Annotated in this window: 18 protein-coding genes; 7 read left to right on the top strand and 11 right to left on the bottom strand. The window is 62.4% G+C overall.

Going from position 1 to position 20,635, the window contains the following annotated elements:
* Positions 1–6 precede the first annotated feature (6 nt).
* The 10 genes from truD to cyoA all read right to left on the bottom strand — a co-directional run bounded on the left by truD (position 7) and on the right by cyoA (position 10,218).
* Positions 7–1,020 (bottom strand): tRNA pseudouridine(13) synthase TruD, encoded by a 1,014-nt coding sequence (truD, locus tag VME63_RS01165; RefSeq protein ID WP_325429405.1) that lies wholly within the window; start codon positions 1,018–1,020, stop codon positions 7–9.
* Between the two features lie 92 nt (positions 1,021–1,112).
* Positions 1,113–1,442, bottom strand: coding sequence for a cell division protein FtsB (gene ftsB / locus VME63_RS01160; protein ID WP_325429547.1), 330 nt, complete (start codon positions 1,440–1,442; stop codon positions 1,113–1,115).
* A 33-nt stretch (positions 1,443–1,475) separates the two neighbouring features.
* The gene (gene eno, locus VME63_RS01155) at positions 1,476–2,774 is read right to left on the bottom strand and encodes a phosphopyruvate hydratase (protein ID WP_325429403.1); all 1,299 of its coding nucleotides are present in this window, start codon (positions 2,772–2,774) and stop codon (positions 1,476–1,478) included.
* A 56-nt stretch (positions 2,775–2,830) separates the two neighbouring features.
* Positions 2,831–3,664, bottom strand: a complete 834-nt coding sequence (gene kdsA / locus VME63_RS01150; protein WP_325429400.1) for a 3-deoxy-8-phosphooctulonate synthase — start codon at positions 3,662–3,664, stop codon at positions 2,831–2,833.
* Positions 3,661–5,331: a CTP synthase gene (locus tag VME63_RS01145; RefSeq protein ID WP_325429398.1), complete on the bottom strand. Its 1,671-nt coding sequence runs from the start codon at positions 5,329–5,331 to the stop codon at positions 3,661–3,663. Before VME63_RS01145 ends, kdsA begins: the two co-directional genes overlap by 4 nt.
* Positions 5,332–5,534: 203 nt before the next feature.
* Positions 5,535–5,945 (bottom strand): helix-turn-helix domain-containing protein, encoded by a 411-nt coding sequence (locus VME63_RS01140; RefSeq protein WP_325429396.1) that lies wholly within the window; start codon positions 5,943–5,945, stop codon positions 5,535–5,537.
* Between the two features lie 317 nt (positions 5,946–6,262).
* Entirely contained in the window at positions 6,263–6,640 is a 378-nt protein-coding gene (gene cyoD, locus VME63_RS01135; RefSeq protein WP_325429395.1) for a cytochrome o ubiquinol oxidase subunit IV, read from the bottom strand.
* The gene (gene cyoC, locus VME63_RS01130; protein ID WP_325429393.1) at positions 6,640–7,260 is read right to left on the bottom strand and encodes a cytochrome o ubiquinol oxidase subunit III; all 621 of its coding nucleotides are present in this window, start codon (positions 7,258–7,260) and stop codon (positions 6,640–6,642) included. The genes cyoD and cyoC overlap by 1 nt, the downstream gene beginning before the upstream one ends.
* A gap of 3 nt (positions 7,261–7,263) precedes the next feature.
* On the bottom strand, positions 7,264–9,279 hold the full coding sequence (gene cyoB, locus VME63_RS01125; protein WP_325429391.1) for a cytochrome o ubiquinol oxidase subunit I: 2,016 nt from the start codon (positions 9,277–9,279) through the stop codon (positions 7,264–7,266).
* Between the two features lie 3 nt (positions 9,280–9,282).
* On the bottom strand, positions 9,283–10,218 hold the full coding sequence (gene cyoA / locus VME63_RS01120; RefSeq protein WP_325429389.1) for a ubiquinol oxidase subunit II: 936 nt from the start codon (positions 10,216–10,218) through the stop codon (positions 9,283–9,285).
* Between the two features lie 256 nt (positions 10,219–10,474).
* On the opposite strand from cyoA, the gene VME63_RS01115 reads away from it, so the two are divergent.
* The 4 genes from VME63_RS01115 (at position 10,475) to VME63_RS01100 (ending at position 15,701) form a co-directional block, all read left to right on the top strand.
* Positions 10,475–12,274 carry an aminopeptidase P family protein gene (locus tag VME63_RS01115; RefSeq protein WP_325429387.1) on the top strand — a complete coding sequence of 600 codons (1,800 nt, stop codon included), beginning with the start codon at positions 10,475–10,477 and terminating at the stop codon, positions 12,272–12,274.
* An 83-nt stretch (positions 12,275–12,357) separates the two neighbouring features.
* The gene (gene parE / locus VME63_RS01110; protein WP_325429385.1) at positions 12,358–14,247 is read left to right on the top strand and encodes a DNA topoisomerase IV subunit B; all 1,890 of its coding nucleotides are present in this window, start codon (positions 12,358–12,360) and stop codon (positions 14,245–14,247) included.
* A gap of 213 nt (positions 14,248–14,460) precedes the next feature.
* Positions 14,461–15,129 carry a hypothetical protein gene (locus VME63_RS01105; RefSeq protein WP_325429383.1) on the top strand — a complete coding sequence of 223 codons (669 nt, stop codon included), beginning with the start codon at positions 14,461–14,463 and terminating at the stop codon, positions 15,127–15,129.
* 50 nt (positions 15,130–15,179) lie between these two features.
* Entirely contained in the window at positions 15,180–15,701 is a 522-nt protein-coding gene (locus VME63_RS01100; RefSeq protein ID WP_325429381.1) for a 3-hydroxyanthranilate 3,4-dioxygenase, read from the top strand.
* Positions 15,702–15,704: 3 nt separating this feature from the next.
* On the opposite strand, the gene VME63_RS01095 is transcribed toward VME63_RS01100, so the two are convergent.
* Positions 15,705–16,238 (bottom strand): NUDIX hydrolase, encoded by a 534-nt coding sequence (locus VME63_RS01095; RefSeq protein ID WP_414648183.1) that lies wholly within the window; start codon positions 16,236–16,238, stop codon positions 15,705–15,707.
* A gap of 106 nt (positions 16,239–16,344) precedes the next feature.
* Between VME63_RS01095 and VME63_RS01090 the strand changes: the two genes are divergently transcribed.
* The 3 genes from VME63_RS01090 to VME63_RS01080 all read left to right on the top strand — a co-directional run bounded on the left by VME63_RS01090 (position 16,345) and on the right by VME63_RS01080 (position 20,541).
* The gene (locus tag VME63_RS01090; RefSeq protein WP_325429379.1) at positions 16,345–17,325 is read left to right on the top strand and encodes a transporter; all 981 of its coding nucleotides are present in this window, start codon (positions 16,345–16,347) and stop codon (positions 17,323–17,325) included.
* Between the two features lie 204 nt (positions 17,326–17,529).
* On the top strand, positions 17,530–19,014 hold the full coding sequence (locus tag VME63_RS01085) for an amino acid permease (protein WP_325429377.1): 1,485 nt from the start codon (positions 17,530–17,532) through the stop codon (positions 19,012–19,014).
* 72 nt (positions 19,015–19,086) lie between these two features.
* Positions 19,087–20,541, top strand: a complete 1,455-nt coding sequence (locus VME63_RS01080) for an amino acid permease (protein WP_325429375.1) — start codon at positions 19,087–19,089, stop codon at positions 20,539–20,541.
* The last annotated feature ends 94 nt before the right edge of the window (positions 20,542–20,635 follow it).

The raw sequence follows: 20,635 nt of genomic DNA, 5'->3' as shown, positions 1-20,635 counted from the left end.
GACGGTTCAATCCATCAATTCGCGCACCACTACCGTGGCATACGCGCCGGCGGGCAGCTCGAAACTGAGCTCAAGCGTGTCCTTGTCAAGCCAGCGCCAGCGTAGTTCTTTCGGAAGCAGGCGCAGCGGGCGGCGCTCCTGATCCATGCGCGCGGCGACCAGGCCGTCGGCCAGATCGGCGAACGCGGCGGCAATCTCGTGCTCCAGCTTGCCGGCCTCCGCCGTGGCGGGCGATTCGCCCTGCCCCCATAACGGTCCGGACGGATGGATATCGCCCTGCGCAAGGCGCGCGGCAAGCGTGTCGTTGAACGGTTCGGGGCCGAACCACGAACGCGAGCCGGCCAGCGACCAGATTTCGCCGTCCAGCGGCCGGTCCCAGGCGTCGCGTTCCACGCGCGCGGCCAGCACGCTGTTGAAAATATGCGAGCGCGCCGCGGAAAGCAGGATGGAACGCTTGTCGCGATCCACGCGCCGCCCGGCGAACATGGCGCGTGCCTGCGCTACATTACCGCCTTCGCGGCCGAAGCGCTGTTCGCCGAAGTAATTGGGTACGCCGCGCTCGGAAATCGATTGCAACACCTGCTCGGCACGCCCGCGATCGCCACGCACCTCGCGCAGCACCAGCACAAAGCGGTTGCCCCGCAACGCCCCGCGCTTGAGCTTGCGTTTGTGCCGCGTGCTGGCCAGCACTTTGACCTCGTTGTGCGGGAAAGCCGTCCAGTCCGGATCGGGCTTGCCCGCTATTTGCACGGTGAAGGCCTGGCGCGTTACCGCATGGCGGTCCTTCAGTCCGGCGTATCCCACATTCATGGGCGGCACACCGGCAAAGCGCGCCAGCTCGCGCGCCACCCAATCGGTGTTCGCTTCGCGCTTCTCGACCCACAGTAGCGCATGCTCGCCCTCGCCGTCGGCGTCGTAGCCTAAGATTTCCTCGACGCGAAAATCCTCGGGCACGTGGCGCAACTTAGCCATCAAGGGCGGTACGCCGTGGGCGCGGGGCAGTTCTGATTCGGATGTCATGGAACCGATTCTGGCGACTCTGTCGTGAGCGTCACTGGCTGTGGAGGAAACACGACCCGGGCACGGTCGCCGCGATGAAGAACAAAGCCCGCTCAGTTGCCCGTGCTAACCGTGGCCGCCGGGGCGGCTGTGCTGGCGGCATGGGCAGGCTTTTCCACCACCTGATAGAAAGTTTCGCCCGGTTTGATCAAACCCAGCTCGCCACGCGCGCGCGCTTCCACCGCTTGCTCGCCATGCTTGAGGTCGGCGACATCCGCTGCCAGTGCCTGGTTGCGCTGGGTCAGTTTATCGTTCTCGTCGCTCTGCTTTTTCACCGCAATGCGCAGGCCATTCACTTCGGACATGCCACCGTGATCGGACCACAGCTTGAACTGGAGTCCGATCAACAGCAGCAGCAAGATCAAAGCGATCCAGCGCAACATCGTGGCCATTTACCTCTTGAGCGTGGGCGCGCCTTAGCCCGGCAGATGAGCCAGGTTCGGAAACGCGTTGCGGCCAGCATAGCGCGCCGCACTGCCCAGTAGCTCTTCGATGCGCAGCAGCTGGTTGTACTTCGCCACGCGGTCGGTGCGGCTCAGCGAACCGGTCTTGATCTGGGTGGCGGTGGTGGCCACGGCGATGTCGGCAATGGTGGTGTCCTCGGTTTCGCCGGAACGATGCGAGATCACGGCCGCGTACTTGGCCGCCTCGGCCATGGCGATGGCTTCCAGCGTCTCCGACAGCGTGCCGATCTGGTTCACCTTGATGAGGATGGCGTTGGCGATCTTCTTCTCGATGCCCTCGCGGAAGATCGCCGGGTTGGTGACGAACAGATCGTCGCCCACCAACTGCAGCTTGTTGCCGAGTTTGTCGGTGAGCTGCTTCCAGCCGTCCCAGTCGCCTTCGGCCATGCCGTCTTCGATGGAGACGATCGGATACTGCTGCGCCCAGCTGGCCAGCACATCGACGAACTGGGCCGGCGTATAGACCTTGCCTTCGCCTTCCAGATCGTACTTGCCGTCCTTGAAGAACTCCGAGCTGGCCACGTCCAGGCCGAGCAGGATGTCGCTGCCGATCTTGAAACCGCTCTTGTTGACCGCTTCCAGAATCGTGTCGATCGCCTCGACGTTGGAGCGCAGGTTCGGCGCGAAACCGCCTTCATCGCCGACCGCCGTGTTGAGGCCCTTGCCCTTGAGCACGCTCTTGAGCGCGTGGAAGATTTCCGCGCCGGCACGCAGGGCTTCGGCGAAGGTGGGCAAGCCGACCGGGAGCACCATGAACTCCTGCACGTCCACGTTGTTGTCCGCGTGCGCGCCGCCGTTGATGATGTTCATCATCGGCACCGGCAGCGCGCCGGGCTTACCGTTGGACAAGTACTTCCACAGCGGCTCGCGGCGCGAGGCGGCCGCGGCGTGCGCGGCGGCCATCGAAACGCCCAGCAGCGCATTGGCGCCCAGACGCCCTTTGTTGGGCGTTCCATCCAGCTGGATCAGCTTGGCGTCGAGACCTTTCTGGTCGGCGGCATCGAAGCCTTTCAGCGCATCGGCGATCGCGCCGTTGACATGGCCCACCGCATTTTTCACACCCTTGCCCAGATAACGCGACTTGTCGCCATCGCGCAGCTCCACCGCCTCGCGCGTGCCGGTCGACGCACCGCTCGGCACCGCCGCACGGCCAAAGGCGCCATCGGCCAGGGTCACTTCGGCTTCGAGCGTGGGGTTACCGCGCGAATCGAGAATCTCGCGGGCGTGGATATGGGTAATTTGGGTGCTCATGTCCTATCCATTTCAGGGGAGTGAAAAGATGCTGGCGCGCGATAACCGCGCGCGCATCAGACAGTCTGTTCCAGGAAGCCGTGGCGCTTGGTCACGGCATCCAGTTCCAGCAGTGTGTTTAGCAGGGCTTCCATCTTGCCGAGCGGCCAGGCGTTGGGACCGTCGCTCAGCGCCTTGCTGGGATCCGGATGCGTTTCGGCAAACAAGCCGGCCACGCCAACGGCCACGGCCGCGCGCGCCAGCACCGGCACGTATTCGCGCTGGCCGCCGGAACTGGTGCCCTGCCCCCCCGGCAATTGCACCGAATGGGTGGCATCGAACACGACCGGGCAGCCCGTATCGCGCATCGCGCTCAGCGAGCGCATGTCCGAAACCAGGTTGTTATAGCCGAAACTGGCGCCGCGCTCGCATACCATGATCTGGTCATTGCCGACGGCCTTGGCCTTTTCGACCACGTTCTTCATGTCCCACGGGGCGAGGAACTGGCCCTTCTTGACGTTCACCGGCTTGCCGGCACGCGCCACTTTCTGGATGAAATCGGTTTGCCGGCACAGGAACGCAGGCGTCTGCAGCACATCGACGACCGCGGCCACTTCATCCATCGGCGTGTATTCGTGCACGTCGGTGAGCACCGGCACGCCGAGCTGGCGCTTGACCTCGCCCAGCACGCGCAGGCCTTCTTCCATGCCGGGGCCGCGGAAACTGGCACCTGAGGAACGGTTCGCCTTGTCGAAACTGGATTTGAAGATGAAGTTGATGCCGAGTCGGCCGGTGATCTCTTTCAATGTGCCGGCGGTGTCGATCTGCAGTTGTTCGGACTCCACCACGCAAGGACCGGCGATCAGGAACAGCGGCTTGTCCAGCCCGACCTCGAAACCGCACAACTTCATGCCACCGACTCCTTCGCCAGCTTCTGGCCGTCGCGCACTGCCTTGTACTCGCGCGCGGCGTGCACGAAACCGATAAACAGCGGATGGCCGTCGCGCGGGGTGGAGGTGAACTCCGGATGCGCCTGGCAACCGAGGAACCAGGGATGCTTCTGCAACGGCAGTTCGACGATTTCCACCAGCAGATCGTCCATCGACTTGCCGGAGATCACCATGCCTAAATCCTCGAAGGCCTGGCGATAGCGATTGTTGAATTCGTAGCGATGGCGATGACGCTCGCGCACGATGTCCTGGCCGTAGAGCTGGCGCGCCAGCGTGCCGGCCTTGAGACGGCATTCCTGCGCGCCCAGACGCATGGTGCCGCCCAGATCGGAGCGCTCGCTGCGCTGTTCCACTTCACCGGCAGCCGTGGTCCACTCGGTGATCAGCGCGATCACCGGGTTGGGCGTGTGGCGGTCGTTTTCGCTGGAATCGGCATCGGTGAAACCCGCGACGTTGCGCGCGAAATCCACCACGGCCGCATGCATGCCGTAGCAGATGCCAAAGTACGGCACGCCGTGTTCGCGGGCATACCGGGCGGCCAGCACCTTGCCTTCGAAGCCGCGCTTGCCGAAACCGCCGGGCACCAGGATCGCATCGGCATCGCCGAGTACCTTGGCCGCGCCTTCGGCTTCGATCTGTTCGGAGTCGATCCATTGCAGGTTTACGCGCGTCTGCTGCTTGATGCCGCCGTGGCGCAGGGCTTCGCCCAGCGACTTGTAGGCATCCTTGTGCTCCACGTATTTGCCGACGATGGCCACGTTGACTTCGTCTTTGGGACGCTCCACGGCATCGACCGTGCGCTGCCAGCCGGACAGGTCGGCGGGCTTGGCGTCCAGGCCCAGTTTCTTGACGACGATGTCGTCCAGACCCTGCTGATGCAGCCACAGCGGCTGCTTGTAGATGATGTCCACGTCGGCCGCGCTGATCACCGCCTGCTCGGGCACGTTGGTGAACAGGGCGATCTTGCGGCGCTCGCCGTCCGGCAGCGGCTGCTCGCAGCGGCACAGCAGGATGTCCGGCTGGATACCGATGGAGCGCAGCTCCTTCACCGAATGCTGGGTCGGCTTGGTTTTGATCTCGCCGGCCGCCTTGATGTACGGCACCAGGGTGAGGTGCATGAACAGGCACTTCTCCGGGCCATGCTCGATGCGCAGTTGGCGGATCGCCTCCAGGAACGGCTGCGACTCGATATCGCCCACCGTGCCGCCGATTTCCACCAGGGCCACGTCGAAGCCGCGGGTGGCTTCGTGGATGCAGTGCTTGATCTCGTCGGTGATGTGCGGGATGACCTGAACGGTCGCGCCCAGGTAGTCGCCCCGGCGCTCCTTGCGGATCACCGATTCGTAGATCTTGCCGGTGGTGATGGAATTCTTGCCGGTGAGACGGGTGTGAACGAAGCGTTCGTAGTGGCCCAGGTCCAAGTCGGTTTCCGCGCCGTCGTCGGTCACGTAGACCTCGCCATGCTGGAAGGGGCTCATGGTGCCCGGATCCACATTGATATAGGGATCGAGCTTCATCATGGTGACCGAGAGGCCGCGGGCCTCGAGAATGGACGCAAGCGACGCCGCCGCGATGCCCTTGCCAAGCGAGGACACCACACCGCCAGTGACGAAAATCAGGGGGGTCATGGAAAGCAGCCGTGCTGGAAATCGGCATTTTAGCGGCAGATCGTTCCAACTGCGAGAGCTGCCGGCATAGCCCGCGCAGGTCTTCACGCGCGAGGGAAACAGATCCGTTCTGAACTTGGGTGTCGCTTAAAAGTGGGGGCAAAGTCCGATGCATCGCCGGGCCATGCGATGCCATCCCGCAGAACATGATTCACGCCAAGGCATTAGCGCTCTTGCGCCGTCCGGGCCGTTTGCCTTTGCTCCAACTCGTCCAGAAGCGCGCTGTTCTTTTCCGCCCACTCGTAAAGCGCCATCAAAGGCTCGACAAAGCGCTGCCCCAACTCCGACAGGCTGTACTCCACCATGGGGGGCACGACCTGGAAGACCGTTCGATTGATCAGCCCATCCATTTCCAGTTCGCGCAGCGTCTGAAACAGCATCTTTTTCGAAGCACCCGGCAACGCGCGCTGCAACGCTCCCGTTCGCAAAGAACCAAAGCTGAGCACATACATGACCATCGATGTCCACTTGGGGCCGATGACATCGTGGATGCGCCTGGGAGGGCAGTTTTCATCAACGACGAGCTGAGACGCCTCGGCTGATTTCTTCCGTGGCAAACCGGTGCCTGGTTTCATTTTGGTTACTATGCTTCAAAAAGTTACTATAGGACAATATATCACCTAGCCACCCATATTACACCTCAAGCCGCCCCCATGGCTGACGCTCCCTGCCCTCCATCTGGATCTGCCGAACCCGATCGGCCGGGCGTCCCGTCGGCCACGACGCTTCGGTGCGCGGCAAAGTGAAGGGGTAGCGCTGTCATCGATGCCGCTTGAGGCCGGCACCGCCCCGCTTGCAAAACCCCTGCCCATGCACGCGATGCCCATAAAAAAACCCTTCCAGTCGGAAGGGTTTTTGGGGACTCCGTGTGCCAGGCAACAACGTACAGGCATCAACCGATGCTGGACGACATGGCGTGGGAGACCGGATGCATCATGTACATGTTCATGTTGTGCATCACCCACAGCGAGCCGACCACGACGATCGCGATGATCAGCACCGTGAACACGCCGATCGACAGATTGTCGCGTTGCCCCGGCTTGGCGCTCAGGTGCAGGAAGAAGATCAGCTGCACCAGTATCTGGGCCACGCACAGCACCATGATGCCCGGCATGACCAGATGGTGCGGCACCGCACCGGACATCACGCAGCCGAACGACAGCAGGGTAAGGATGATCGAGAGTGCGAAGCCGATGACGTAGGACTTCAGCGTACCGTGATCGGCATGCGCGTGGTCCGCGGCATGCGCATGACTGTGGTGGGCCGACATCAGAGCACTCCCCGCAGGTAGACGATGGTGAACACGCAGATCCAGACCACGTCCAGGAAATGCCAGAACAGGCTCAGGCAGGACAGGCGGCGCTGCACGGCATCGTTCAAGCCGAACTTGCCGACCATGTGCATCATCACCACGATCCAGATCAGGCCCGCGCTGACGTGCAGGCCGTGCGTGCCGACCAGCACGAAATAGGAGGACAGGAACGCGCTGCGGCTGGGGCCGGCACCTTCATGGATGAGATGCGCGAACTCGTGCACTTCCATGGCGATGAAGCCCGCGCCGAACAGGAACGTGATCATCAACCAGGCGATCACCTTGTTGCGCTTGCCGGCGTGCATGTTCAGCATCGCCACGCCGAAGGTGAAGCTGCTGAACAAAAGCAGCATGGTTTCGCCCAGCACATAGGGCAGCTCGAACAGCTCTTTGCTGATCGGGCCACCGGCGGTGGCGTTGCACAGCACGGCGAACGAGGCGAACAGTGCCGAGAAGATCAGGCAGTCGCTCATCAGGTAGATCCAGAACCCCAGCAGGGTCTTGGAACCATCGTCGTGATGCTCGTGGGCGCCGCCGTGCGCGACGTCGCCGTGGTTGGCGGTTATTGCAGTACTCATGGATTAAGCCACCTTCTGGCCGGCCGATGCCGGATCCACGTTTTCGATCAGCTTGCGCAGCGGCACCAGGCGTGCACGTTCGGTCTTGAGCACTTCGGCGCCCGGCACGTAGTAATCCACGTCGGTGTCGTAAGCGCGGCTGATGAACGAAGCGACCATGCCGACCAGGCCGAAAATCGCCAGCCACCAGATATGCCACACCATGGCGAAACCCAGCACGGTGCCAAACGCCGCCATGAAGATGCCCACGCCAGTGTTGCGCGGCATATGGATGTCCGCGTACTGGGTCTGCAGCTGATAGGCGCGCTTGTGTTCCTTGTCGGCCTGGAACTGATCCAGTTCTTCAATGTGCGGCACAACGGCGAAGTTGTAGAACGGCGCCGGCGAACTGGTGGACCACTCTAGCGTGCGGCCACCCCACGGATCGCCGGTCAGGTCGCGGTTCTCCGCGCGATGGCGGATGCTTACCGCGATCTGCAGGATGGTGAAGCCGATGCCCAGCGCGATAATGCCGGCGCCGACCGCGGCCACGACCAGGTACGGCTGCCATGCCGGGTTGGCGTAGTGGTTCATGCGGCGCGTCATGCCCATCAGGCCCAGCACGTACAGCGGCATGAAGGCCATGTAGAAGCCGACCAGCCAGCACCAGAACGAGTAGCGGCCAAAGCGCTCTTCCAGCTTGAAGCCGAACGCCTTGGGGAACCAGTAGTTGATTGCGGCCATGCAGCCGAAGATCACGCCGCCGATGATCACGTTATGGAAGTGCGCGATCAGGAACAGGCTGTTGTGCAGCACGAAGTCCGCGCCCGGCACGGCCATCAGCACGCCGGTCATGCCGCCGATGGTAAAGGTGACCATGAAGCCCACCGTCCACAGCATCGGCACGGTGAAGCGAATGCGGCCCCGATACATGGTGAACAGCCAGTTGAACAGCTTTACGCCGGTGGGAATCGAAATGATCATCGTCGTGATGCCGAAGAAGGCATTGACGTCCGCACCCGAGCCCATCGTGAAGAAGTGGTGCAGCCACACGACGAAGGACAGCACGCCGATGCCCGCCGTGGCGTACACCATCGACTTGTAGCCGAACAGCGGCTTGCCCGAGAACGTGGACACGACCTCGGAGAACACGCCGAAGCACGGCAGGATCAGGATGTACACCTCCGGGTGGCCCCAGATCCAGATCAGGTTGATGTAGAGCATGGCGTTGCCGCCGAGCTCGTTGGTAAAGAAGTGCATGTCCAGATAACGATCGGCCGCCAGCAACGCCAACGCCACCGTCAGCACCGGGAAAGCGGCCACGATCAGGATATTGGTGACCAGCGCCGTCCAGGTGAACACCGGCATCTTCATCAGCGTCATGCCGGGTGCGCGCATGCGCAGGATGGTGACGACGAAGTTGATGCCGCTGAGCGTCGTACCCAGGCCTGACAGCTGCAGGGCCCAGATGTAGTAATCCACGCCCACGGTCGGGCTGAACTTCAGCTCCGACAGCGGCGGATAGGCCAGCCAGCCGGTCGCGGCAAAGTCGCCCACGAACATCGACAGCATTACCAGCACCACGCCCGAAGCGGTGAGCCAGAAACTGAGCGAGTTGAGGAACGGATAAGCCACGTCGCGCGCGCCGATCTGCAACGGCACCACCAGGTTCATCAACCCCACCACGAACGGCATGGCGACGAAGAAGATCATGATCACGCCGTGCGCGGAGAAGATCTGGTCGTAGTGGTGAGGCGGCAGGTAACCGGCCGCGTCGGAGGCGGCGATCGCCTGCTGGGCGCGCATCATGAGCGCGTCGGCAAAGCCGCGCAGCAGCATGACCAGCGCCATGATGACGTACATGACGCCAATGCGCTTGTGGTCCACCGTGGTGAACCATTCGCTCCACAGGTAGCCCCACTTGCGCTGGTAGGTTACCCAGCCGAGCAGTGCGGCACCGCCCAGGCACACCATCAACAGGGTGCCCATGATGATCGGCTCATTGAAAGGAATGGCCGATAGAGAAAGTTTTCCGAACATGGCCTACTCCGAAGCCTTGGCGTGATCGTTGGGCGATGGAATCGCGTTCGCTTGCGTAGGCGACGGCGACGGCGCGCCGATCTTGTCCATCGACATATCGCCCATGTGCTGGTTGATGATGCCCTGGAACAGGCCCGGCCTGACGCTGGCGTAGTACGACACCGGCACCTTCTCGCTTGGCTGCGCCAGTGCGTGGTAAGTCGTATCGTCAAGATTGCCGGTGCTGGCCTTGGCCTTCTTGATCCAGTCCGCGAAGCCCTGCTGCGAGGTCGCGATCGCGGTGAAGTGCATGTCCGAGAAACCCGCGCCGCTGTAATTGGACGACAGTCCCGCGTAGCGGCCCGGCTCGTTCGCGATCAGGTTGAGCTGCGTATCCATGCCCGCCATCGCGTAGATCTGGCTGCCCAGGCGTGGAATGAAGAACGCATTCATCACCGAATCGGAGGTGATTTCAAAATGCACCGGCACATTCGTCGGAAACGCCAATTCGTTGACGCTGGCCACGCCGTAGTCCGGATAGATGAAGAGCCACTTCCAATCCATCGCCACCGCCTGCACGGTGATCGGCTTGGCCTGCGACTGCAGCGGCTTGTACGGATCAAGCGCATGCGTGGTGCGCCACGTCAACGTGGCGAGGATCGCGATGATGATGCACGGGATGGTCCACACCACCGCCTCGATGGCCGTGGAATGCGACCATTTGGGTGCATAGGTGGCTTTGACATTGGACGCCCGGTAACGCCAGGCGAAGAACAGGGTCATGGCAATGACCGGCACCACCACCACCAACATCAAACCCGTGGCGATCAGGATCAGGGATTTTTCCTGCATCCCGATATCGCCCTTGGGCGAGAGAACATCCAAACTGCAACCGCTGAGAAACACGGCAACGCTTGCGCACGACCAGCGCAAAGCGGACACAAAGGCACGCTTGTTCACGAACGACTCTTAGACAGGCTGATAGGATTTGTCGCGGGGACGACCTGCATAGAATATCGCGCCGCAACAAGCATTGACCAGCCCAGGGACAAGATGTCGCGGTTTTCGATACCGCCTATCATTTTTTCGCCGACGTTCGCAAGCCCGCTACGTGCCAAGGATCGATCTGCGCGATGGGATCTGCGCGATAACGCAAGCGAAAAGCACCCCATCGCACGCACGCGGCAACGACACGGCACCCTGCTACCATGCGCCGATGAGCCACCCGATTCCCGCACGCGTAGCCGCTTTGCGCGAAGCCATGGTCAAGCATGGTGTCGCCGCCTGCCTGGTTCCCACCGCCGATCCGCACCTGTCCGAATACCTGCCCGCCCACTGGCAGGCGCGCGAGTGGCTGTCGGGTTTCACGGGTTCGGCCGGTATCTTGCTCGTCACCGCCAGCGAGGCTGGGCTGTGGACCGACTCGCGCTACTTCTCGCAAGCCGAACAGCAACTTGCCGGTAGTGGCATTGCGCTGATGAAGCAGCGCATCGCCCACGCCCCTGAACATCTCACCTGGCTGCAGCAGCACATGCACCAGGGCGAAGTGGTCGCGGTGGCCGGCGACAGCGTTTCCGTGGCCACCCAGCGCCAGATCGAACGCCTGCTGGAAGCGGCCGGAGCCAAGCTGCGCGTCGATCTGGACCTGCCTGGCAGCATCTGGCCCGAGCGCCCCGCGCTGCCCAAGGCACCGGTGGTCGAGCATCCGCTCGCCTACGCCGGTACGCCGCGCGCCGATAAATTCGAGAAACTGCGCAATGCCTTGCGCAAGCAGCACGCCACGCATCATCTGGTGTCCAGTCTCGACGACATCGCCTGGCTCACCAACCTGCGCGGCAGCGATGTCGAATGCAATCCGGTGTTCCTGGCGCACCTGCTGGTCGAGACGGAGGGCCAGGCCACGCTGTTCGTTGACCGCGCCAAGTTGAGCGACAGCCTGGTCGGCGCGCTGGCCGCCGACGGCATCCGGGTCGCCAGCTACACCACCCTGGGCAGTGCCCTGGGCGAACTGGGCGCCGGCGATGCGCTGCTGTTCGACGCCGGCCGCGTCGTCAGCTCGGTACTGCAGACGGCCGGGGTTTTGGCCAAGCGCATCGAGGCTGCGAATCCGTCGACAGCATTGAAGGCCTGCAAGAGCACCACGGAACTGAACCACATCCGCGAAGTCATGCGACGCGACGGTGCGGCGCTGGTGCGCGCGTTCCGACGGCTGGAAGAGCGCCTCGCGGCGGGCATGGCGCAGACCGAACTGGACGTGGACACCCTGTTGCGCGAAGAACGCTCCGCGCAGCCGGACTTCGTCGGCGAAAGCTTTTCCACCATTGCCGGCTACATGGAAAACGGCGCCCTGCCGCACTACCGCGCCACGCCCGAATCGCACAACACCCTGCAACGCCACGGCCTGCTGCTGGTCGACTCCGGCGGCCAGTACCTGGGCGGCACCACCGACATCACCCGCGTGCTGGCACTGGGCCCGACCACCGCCGAGCAGCGCCGTGACGCCACCCTGGTCATGAAGGGCATGATCGCCCTGTCCCGTGCGCGCTTTCCCAAAGGCGCCAGCGGCCCGCAACTCGATGCCCTCGCCCGCGCGCCCTTGTGGGCCTCGGGCATGGATTATGGTCACGGCACCGGGCACGGCGTGGGTTACTTCCTCAATGTGCATGAAGGCCCCCACGGCATTCGCCCGCCGATTTCGGGCGGCACGCTGGTGGCGCTGGAGCCGGGCATGATCAGCTCGATCGAACCGGGACTCTACAAACCCGCACGCCACGGCATCCGCCACGAAAACCTGGCGGTGGTGGTCGAGGCCGAGCGGAGCGAATTCGGCGAGTTCTACGCCTTCGAAACCCTTACCCTGTGTCCCTTCGACCGGCGCGTGCTGGAGCCGGGCCTACTGAACCCCGAAGAGCGGGCCTGGCTGGACGATTACCACGCCACCGTGCGCGCGGCTGTCGCGCCGCTGGTGGAGGATGCCGACCTCGCCTGGCTGGAAAAACATTGCGCGCCGCTTTGAACCTGTAAGGGCATGCGCTTGACCTGGGTCCAAGCGCAACCCATCCTCCCACGCTTAACTTCCATGGAAGTCCGCACCTCCGCATGAGCAGTCGCTACAACGCCGCCGATATCGAAGTCCTCTCCGGCCTTGACCCGGTCAAGCGCCGTCCGGGCATGTACACCGACACCACGCGCCCGAACCATCTGGCGCAGGAAGTCATCGACAACTCGGTCGACGAGGCGTTGGCCGGCCATGCAAAGTCCATCGAAGTGGTGGTCCACAGCGACGGCTCGGTGGAAGTGACCGACGACGGCCGCGGCATGCCGGTGGACATCCATCCCGAAGAAGGCATTCCCGGCGTCGAACTGATCCTCACCCGCCTGCACGCGGGCGGCAAATTCTCCGGCAAGAACTACAACTTCTCCGGCGGCCTGCACGGCGTGGGCGTATCGGTCGTGAACGCGCTGTCGACCAAGGTGGAAGTGACCATCCGCCGCGACGGCAGCGAACACCGCATGACCTTCGCCCACGGCGATCGTGCCAGCCCGCTGGAAACCATCGGCAGTGTCCCCAAAAAGAAAACCGGCACCACGGTGCGCTTCTGGGCCGATCCGAAATACTTCGACTCGCCGAAGATTTCCTTGTCCAAGCTCAAGCACCTGCTGCGCGCCAAGGCGGTGCTGTGCGCGGGCCTGAATGTGAAGCTGCTCGATGAAGCCAGCGGCGAAGTCAGCGAGTGGTACTACGAAGACGGCCTGCGCGACTACCTGCGCGGCGAACTGGACGGCGCCGAATGCTTGCCCGCGGACCTGTTCGTGCACCATGTGGCACGCGACACCGAAGGCCTCGATGTCGCCTTCACCTGGCTGCCGGAAGGCGAGCTGGTGCAGGAAAGCTATGTCAACCTGATCCCGACCGTGCAAGGCGGCACGCACGTAAACGGCCTGCGCACGGGCCTTACCAACGCGGTGCGCGAATTTTGCGATATCCGCAACCTGCTTCCGCGCGGCGTGAAGCTGGCGCCGGAAGACGTGTGGGAACGGCTGGCTTTCGTGCTCTCGGCCAAGCTGCAGGATCCTCAGTTCGCCGGACAAACCAAGGAACGCCTATCCTCGCGCAACGCGGCCGCGCTGGTGGAAAGCGTGGTGCACGATGCTTTCAGCCTGTGGCTCAACCAGCACGTTGATCTGGGCGAACGCATCGCGCAGTTGGCCATCGAACGCGCCAGCGCGCGCCTGAAGGCCGCCAAGCAAGTGGTGCGCAAGAAAATCACGCAGGGTCCGGCCCTGCCCGGCAAACTCGCCGACTGCACCGCGACCGACCTCACCCGCACCGAACTGTTCCTGGTCGAAGGCGATTCGGCCGGCGGTAGCGCCAAACAGGCGCGCGACAAGGAATTCCAGGCGATCCTTCCGTTGCGCGGCAAGATTCTCAATACCTGGGAAGTGGAATCGACCTCGGTACTGGCATCCGAAGAAGTGCACAACCTGGCCGTGGCGATCGGTTGCGATCCGGGCAAGGACGATTTGAGCGGCCTGCGCTATGGCAAGGTCGTGATCCTGGCAGATGCGGACTCCGACGGGCTGCACATTGCCACCCTGCTCAGCGCGCTGTTCCTGCGCCATTTCCCCGCACTTGTGCGCGAAGGGCACGTGTTCGTCGCGATGCCGCCGCTGTTTCGCGTGGACGTGGGCAAGCAGGTGTTCTATTGCCTGGACGAAAACGAAAAAACCGCGATGCTCCAGCGCATCGAGCGCGAAAAGATCAAGGGGCAGGTCACCGTCACGCGCTTCAAGGGCCTGGGTGAGATGAATCCCGCGCAATTGCGCGAGTCGACCATCTACCCCGATACGCGCCGGCTGGTGCAGCTCACCGTGGAAGACAGCGACGGCACCGCCAAGCTGATGGACATGCTGCTGGCCAAGAAACGCGCCGGCGATCGCAAGAACTGGCTGGAAGAGAAAGGCGACCTGGCCACGCTGGAAGTCTGAGCCCCGCGTAGGCATTGGCCTTCATCACGGCGGGGCAAACACCGATAAGGATCGCCATCAAAGTATGGACACAATGCACCGCGACGAGCGGTGCATTTTCGTATGCGCGCATGAACGGGCACATACGGCATGAAAACATTTTCAACATGGCTCCTTGTACTTTTCGCGCTCGTCTGCGCAGGCTGCAAACCAACCCCGGCCATCAACGGCCACATGGTGCACGCCTCGAAACTGACCAAAGGCCAACTGATCCAGTCCGACCCCAACCGGATGGCCAACCTGGAAATACGCGACAACCTCGACGCGCTCTACCTGCTGATGGACAAGCTCTACAAGCGCAACCCCGGGGAATGGAAAAAGAGCGGTGCAAACAGCCGCGAGGAAGCCATGGCGCGGGTGCGCCGCGCCATTGACGAGCACACCGCCCTACCCGGCCTGGAGGTACGTGACACCAAGGCAATGGAACTGGCGCTCGATCCGCACTTTCAGGGCGACCGCGTCGGTACGCTGATCTATGGCATCGGCGACATGCTGATCGCGGCGCACGGCGGCAAACGCGTGCAATACCTGATCGATGGGCTGGACGCGCAGCGCGTCTACAATGCCGCGCGCAACGTGGAAATCGCCATGTGGCTGCTGGCCCAGCGCAAGGATTCCGCCGGGCATCCCTTGTTGCTTTCCAATGAAGTTTCCGACCACGGCCGCAACCTCAGCTTCGAGCGTCTGTTCGGTACGATCATCGGACGCACCGACCTAGTTGCCGAGTTCACCGCCGAAAAATACCGTCGCGCCGTCATCGACTACGGACAAAGCTTTATGGGCGGTCAATTCCTGCAATTCCTGCCGGTCAGCGACGTCGCGGGCGCGGCATCTTCCCTCTAGCACGCCGTCGGGGTTATGGTGGCGGCTGCCTTGTTAGCCGGACCTGCCGCATGTCCCTGCTGCCGCCGCTCGATCTTCAACGCTGGATCGGCGAACACCGCCACCTACTGAAACCGCCGGTCGGCAACCGGTGCATCGTGGACGGCGATTTCATCGTGATGATCGTAGGCGGCCCCAATGCCCGCACCGATTATCACCATGATGAGGGCCCCGAATTTTTCTACCAACTCGAAGGCGAGATGGTGCTGAAAGTACAGGACGACGGCGTCGCACGCGACATCCCCATCCGCGCCGGCGAACTGTTTTACCTTCCGCCCCGCGTACCGCATTCGCCACAACGCATGCCCGACTCGATCGGCCTGGTCATCGAGCGTCGCCGGCTCGCCCACGAAAAAGACGGCTTGCTGTGGTTCTGCGAGCAATGCAACCACAAGCTGTACGAGGAATACTTCACCCTGCAAAACATCGAGACCGACTTTCCGCCGGTGTTCGATCGTTTCTACGCCTCCAGGGAAGCGCGCACCTGCAAGGCGTGCGGACACCTCAACCCGGCGCCCGCGCGCTACGGCTGATACTCAACCCGAACGCATAAGCCATTTGCGCGCCATGCGGCGCAACGACTCATCCGTATCCGGTGCATGCGCCAGCTTGTCGATGGATACCCAGGCCAGCTCCAGCGATTCGTCGCTGACGACGAAGTCTTCGCTGTCGCCTGCACGCACGACATAGCGCACGTCATAATGCCAGTGTCCCGGCTCGTGCTTGCGCTCGGGAATCCAGTGCCGATCGACATCGAAAATTTCCGGCTCGACGCGAAGTCCCCGCAAACCGGATTCCTCACCGGCCTCGCGCAATGCAACCGCAGCAAGATCGCTCTCGCCATCGGCGTGGCCTCCCAACTGCAACCAGCGTTGAAGCTTGCGGTGATGCGTCAGCAATACGCGCTCGCCGCTCGCATCCACCAACCATGCGGAACCGGTGAAATGCCCATGTGCATGGTCGCGATCGAATGGATTTAGCGATTCATCGAGAAAACTCACGCAAGCACGCGCGTGCGGATCCATACTGTGGTCTTGCACATAGCGATGCAACGACAAGCGCAGTTTCATAGGACAATTATTACAACTAGATCTGACATGGATTAGAGAATCCTACGATATGACACCTTGGATCGAATGAGTAGCTTTAGCGCTCCACTCAACGCGTGTCTATCCGATGATGCAACGCAAGTGCCGTACCCGTTTATTCGCCGCATGCTCGCTCTCGTCCCTTGCCTTCGCAAGCCATGCGATCGCGCAGGATTCACCTGCCTATTTTACCGGTCCCTTGCTTACCTCGAACGCGGTAACGCTTCCCGCCGGCACGTGGCTGATCGAGCCTTACCTGCTTTACTACAAGAGCAACGCTTTCTACGACGAACAAGGCAACCGCCATTCGGTGTCGCCGGGCGTACGCCAGTGGCAGACGTCGATTCCGATCTACTACGGCGTCACCGGTCGCCTGCAACTGAAGCTGGGCATCGGCGGCGCCCATGCCATGTCAGGTGGCGCGCATACGGATGGCATTCAAGCCACCGACACGACCGTCGGCGCCCAATACATGCTGCTGTCACCGGGCGAAGACCGTAAAAATCCCGCCGTGTCGCTAGCCTATACGCATCGTTTTCCCACCGGCACGTACGACCGTGTCGATCAGGATCCCCTGAACGCCATCGGCAATGGTGCAAACGTCGACACCTTCTCCGCGCTGTTGCAGCAATATGTGGTGTTGCCCAATGGGCGACCCATGCGCTTTCGCGCGACCGTGTCCTACAGCCTTCCGCCCGACCCGGTGACGGTGCGAGGCATGAGCGCTTACGGCACACCAAGGGGCTTTCTCGGCAACGCCCGCCTGGGTAGTTCGCTGGAAGTCTCCACCGCGGTGGAATACAGCATCAATCAGCGCTGGGTGCTGGCCATGGATCTCGCCTATGACCGAGATGCCGCCTCCCAGGTCCGTGGCATGCAAGGCCAGGGCAAAACCGCCGTGCTGTGGGAAAGCCGCAGCCCCTCGCGCGACGTTTTCAGCTTGGCGCCAGCGGTCGAGTACAACTTCAACGATCGCATCGGCGTCATCGGCGGCGTGCAATTGAGCTTCGCCGGGCGCAATAACGATGCGTTCTTTACGCCTATGGCAGCCATCAACATGGTCTTCTGACGCACGTCGCAACATCTTCCACACGATGCAAGTGCCATCCGGCAGCGAGCATGTCGCTGCCGGTACGCACGGCCGCAGGTTCAGCCGCAATGCAGCTTGTACCTCCGCCCCCCGCTAGGCTATGGTTCGCGGATGCCTCGGGCCTTCGGGCTGATTCCACTACGTTTTCGATAAACGAGGCACCGTCCTCACGGGGAGCACTAAATGCTATTCAAACGCGTCAAGCCACTCGACCAGATTATTGCCACCGCCGAAAAAAAGGCGCTCACTCGACAGCTTGGCGCGTTCCAGCTCACGATGCTGGGCATTGGTGCCATTATCGGTACCGGCATCTTCGTACTTACCGCCGAGGCGGGACAGAAAGCCGGCCCCGGCATGATGGTTTCGTTCGTGATCGCAGCCGTGGTCTGCGGGCTTGCCGCACTGGCCTACGCAGAACTTGCCTCGATGGTGCCCGTCGCCGGCTCGGCCTACACATACACCTATGGTGTGCTGGGCGAAGGCATGGCATGGGTCGTCGGCTGGGCGCTGGTGCTGGAATACACGATCGCGGCCAGTACCGTGTGCGTGGGCTGGTCGGGTTACGTCAACGGCTTGCTCGCCGCTCACGGCATGGGCCTGCCTGAATTCCTTCGCACTGGCCCCATGGATGGCGGGGCCTTCAACCTGCTGGCGTTCCTCATCGGCCTGGTGATCACGTTCCTGCTGGTGGTGGGCACCTCCAAATCGGCGGTGGTCAACGCCTGCCTGGTGCTCATCAAGGTATTTGCGTTGACCATTTTCATCATCCTCGCGTTGCCGAAAGTGCAGGAAACCAACTTCCATCCCTTCGTCCCCAACGGCTGGGGCAGTCCGATGGGCGGCATCGGCGTGCTGGGCGCCGCAGCCTCGATATTCTTCGCTTACGTAGGTTTCGATGCGGTGTCCACCGCCGCCGAAGAAACCAAGAATCCCAATCGGAATATCCCTATCGGCCTGATCGGTTCGCTCGGCGTTTGCACGATCTACTACCTGCTGGTGAGCTACGGCGCCATCGGCTCGGTGGGCGCCCAACCCATCACCAGCGCAAGCGGCGTGGCATTGCAGCCGGGCAGCCCGGAAATGGCCGCCGCATGCAAGGCGTCCGACGCACTGGTATGCAGCAAAGAGGCGCTCGCACATGTGTTGCGCATGCTGCATTTCGTCGGCTGGGGCGATCTGATCGGTGCAGCCGCGAGCATTGCCCTGCCGTCGGTGATCCTCACCATGACCTACGGCCAGACGCGCATTTTCTTCACCATGGCGCGCGACGGACTGCTGCCCGAGTCGCTCTCCAAGATCCATCCGCGCTTCCACACGCCGCACGTCATCACCCTGATCACCGGCATCTTCGTCTCCATCTTCGGCGCGCTGTACCCAGTGGGCCAGCTGGCCGACATCACCAACTCGGGCACGCTGTTCGCCTTCATGATGGTGGCCATCGGCGTGATGGTTCTGCGCGTCACGCAGCCTGAACGCAAGCGCCCGTTCCGCACCCCGCTGGTGTGGGTGGTCTGCCCGCTGGCGGTGTTCGGATGCCTGCTGCTGTTCGTCAACCTTCCCACCACCACCCTCAAGGTGTTCTTTGGCTGGGGTATCGTCGGCCTGGTGATCTACTACCTGTACGGCCATCGCAAGAGCCATCTCGCCAACGGCACCGAATCGGCCTAAGGCTCTCGTATGATCGCTTGACGTCCGCCGGCACGGTGAACACACCGTGCCGGCTTCATATCCGGAAGCGCTATGCTCAAACAGCTATTCGCCCGCAAAATCGATTTTTCCGATGACGAAAGTACCCACGGTCCCAGTCTGCGCCGCACACTGGGCCCTTGGGGTATCACCGCATTAGGTATCGGCGCCGTGATCGGCACCGGCATTTTCGTAGTGACGGGACAGGCCGCCGCGGATCACGCGGGGCCAGCGGTGCTCATTTCGTTCATTCTTGCGGCGATCTGTAGCGGCTTTACCGCGCTGTGCTACTCCGAATTCGCCACGCTGATTCCCATTTCCGGCAGCTCTTATTCCTACGCCTACGCCACCCTCGGCGAATCGGTGGCCTGGTTCATCGGCTGGAACATGGTGCTGGAATACGGCATCTCGGCGTCTGCGGTGGCCACGAGCTGGACGGGCTATTTCCTCAGCCTGCTCGACCATATCGGCATCCACCTGCCCGTCACGCTTACTGACGCGCCATTTGCGTATACCAACGGCGAACTGGTCTCCACCGGGCATCTGTTGAATCTGCCCGCGGTGGCGATCGTGCTGGCCCTGACCTGGGTGTGCTACATCGGTATTCGCGAATCGGCCGGCATCAACCTCATGATGGTGCTGCTGAAGGTTGGCCTGATCATCGTGGTGGTGGTGGCCGGCTATCGCTACATCAATCCCGCCAACTGGCATCCGTTCATTCCTGCCGCACAAGGTAATCACAAGTACGGCTGGGATGGCATCCTGCGCGGCGCCGGCATGGTGTTCTTCGCCTATATCGGCTTCGAGGCGACGTCCACGGCCGCCCAGGAATGCAAGAACCCGCAGCGCGACCTGCCCTTCGGCACCTTGGTGTCGCTGGTAATCTGCACCGTGCTCTACCTGGCGATGGCCGCCGTGCTTACCGGACTCATTCCGTACACGCAGCTGGGCACCGACGAGCCGGTGGTGACGGCGATCAAGGCGCATCCGGAGCTTGGCTGGCTGCGCCTGATCGTGGAGATCGGCGCGATGATCGGCCTTTCATCGGTGATCCTGGTAATGATCATCGCGCAGCCGAGAATCTTCATGATCATGTCGCGCGACGGCCTGTTGCCCCAGGTGTTCAATCGCATCCACCCGCGTCACCGCACGCCGCATATCAACACACTGATCACCGGCGTCAGCATCGCCGCGCTGTCGGCGGTGTTCCCGCTCGATCTCTTGGCCAACCTTACGTCCATGGGAACGCTGATCGCCTTCGTTGCGGTCTGCGCTGGCGTGCTGATCCTGCGCTACACCTCGCCGGACCTGCCGCGCACCTTCCGCGTGCCGTGGGCGCATGTGATCTGCATCGCCGGCGTGCTGAGCTGTGCTGCCCTGCTGGTCACCTTCGACTGGTTCAACTGGGCGCTGATGATCGTCTGGACCGTGATTGGGTTTGCGATTTATTTCTCCTATGGGGTTCGCCATAGTCGCCTGCGTCTTGCCAATAGCTCCGGAAAAGCTTGATCGTCGGCGATCTTCCGGGAAAAGTGGAAATATGGCGCCATCTGCGGTCAATTTGCCGCGAACAGTCTTTTAATGACTTCAACGTCACGCTTTA

The sequence above is a fragment of the Dyella sp. genome (assembly GCF_035503745.1).
Taxonomy (GTDB): Bacteria; Pseudomonadota; Gammaproteobacteria; order Xanthomonadales; family Rhodanobacteraceae; genus Dyella_B.
The sequence above is the reverse complement of the archived record's forward strand: the minus strand, read 5'-3'. Positions and strand labels throughout refer to the sequence as shown.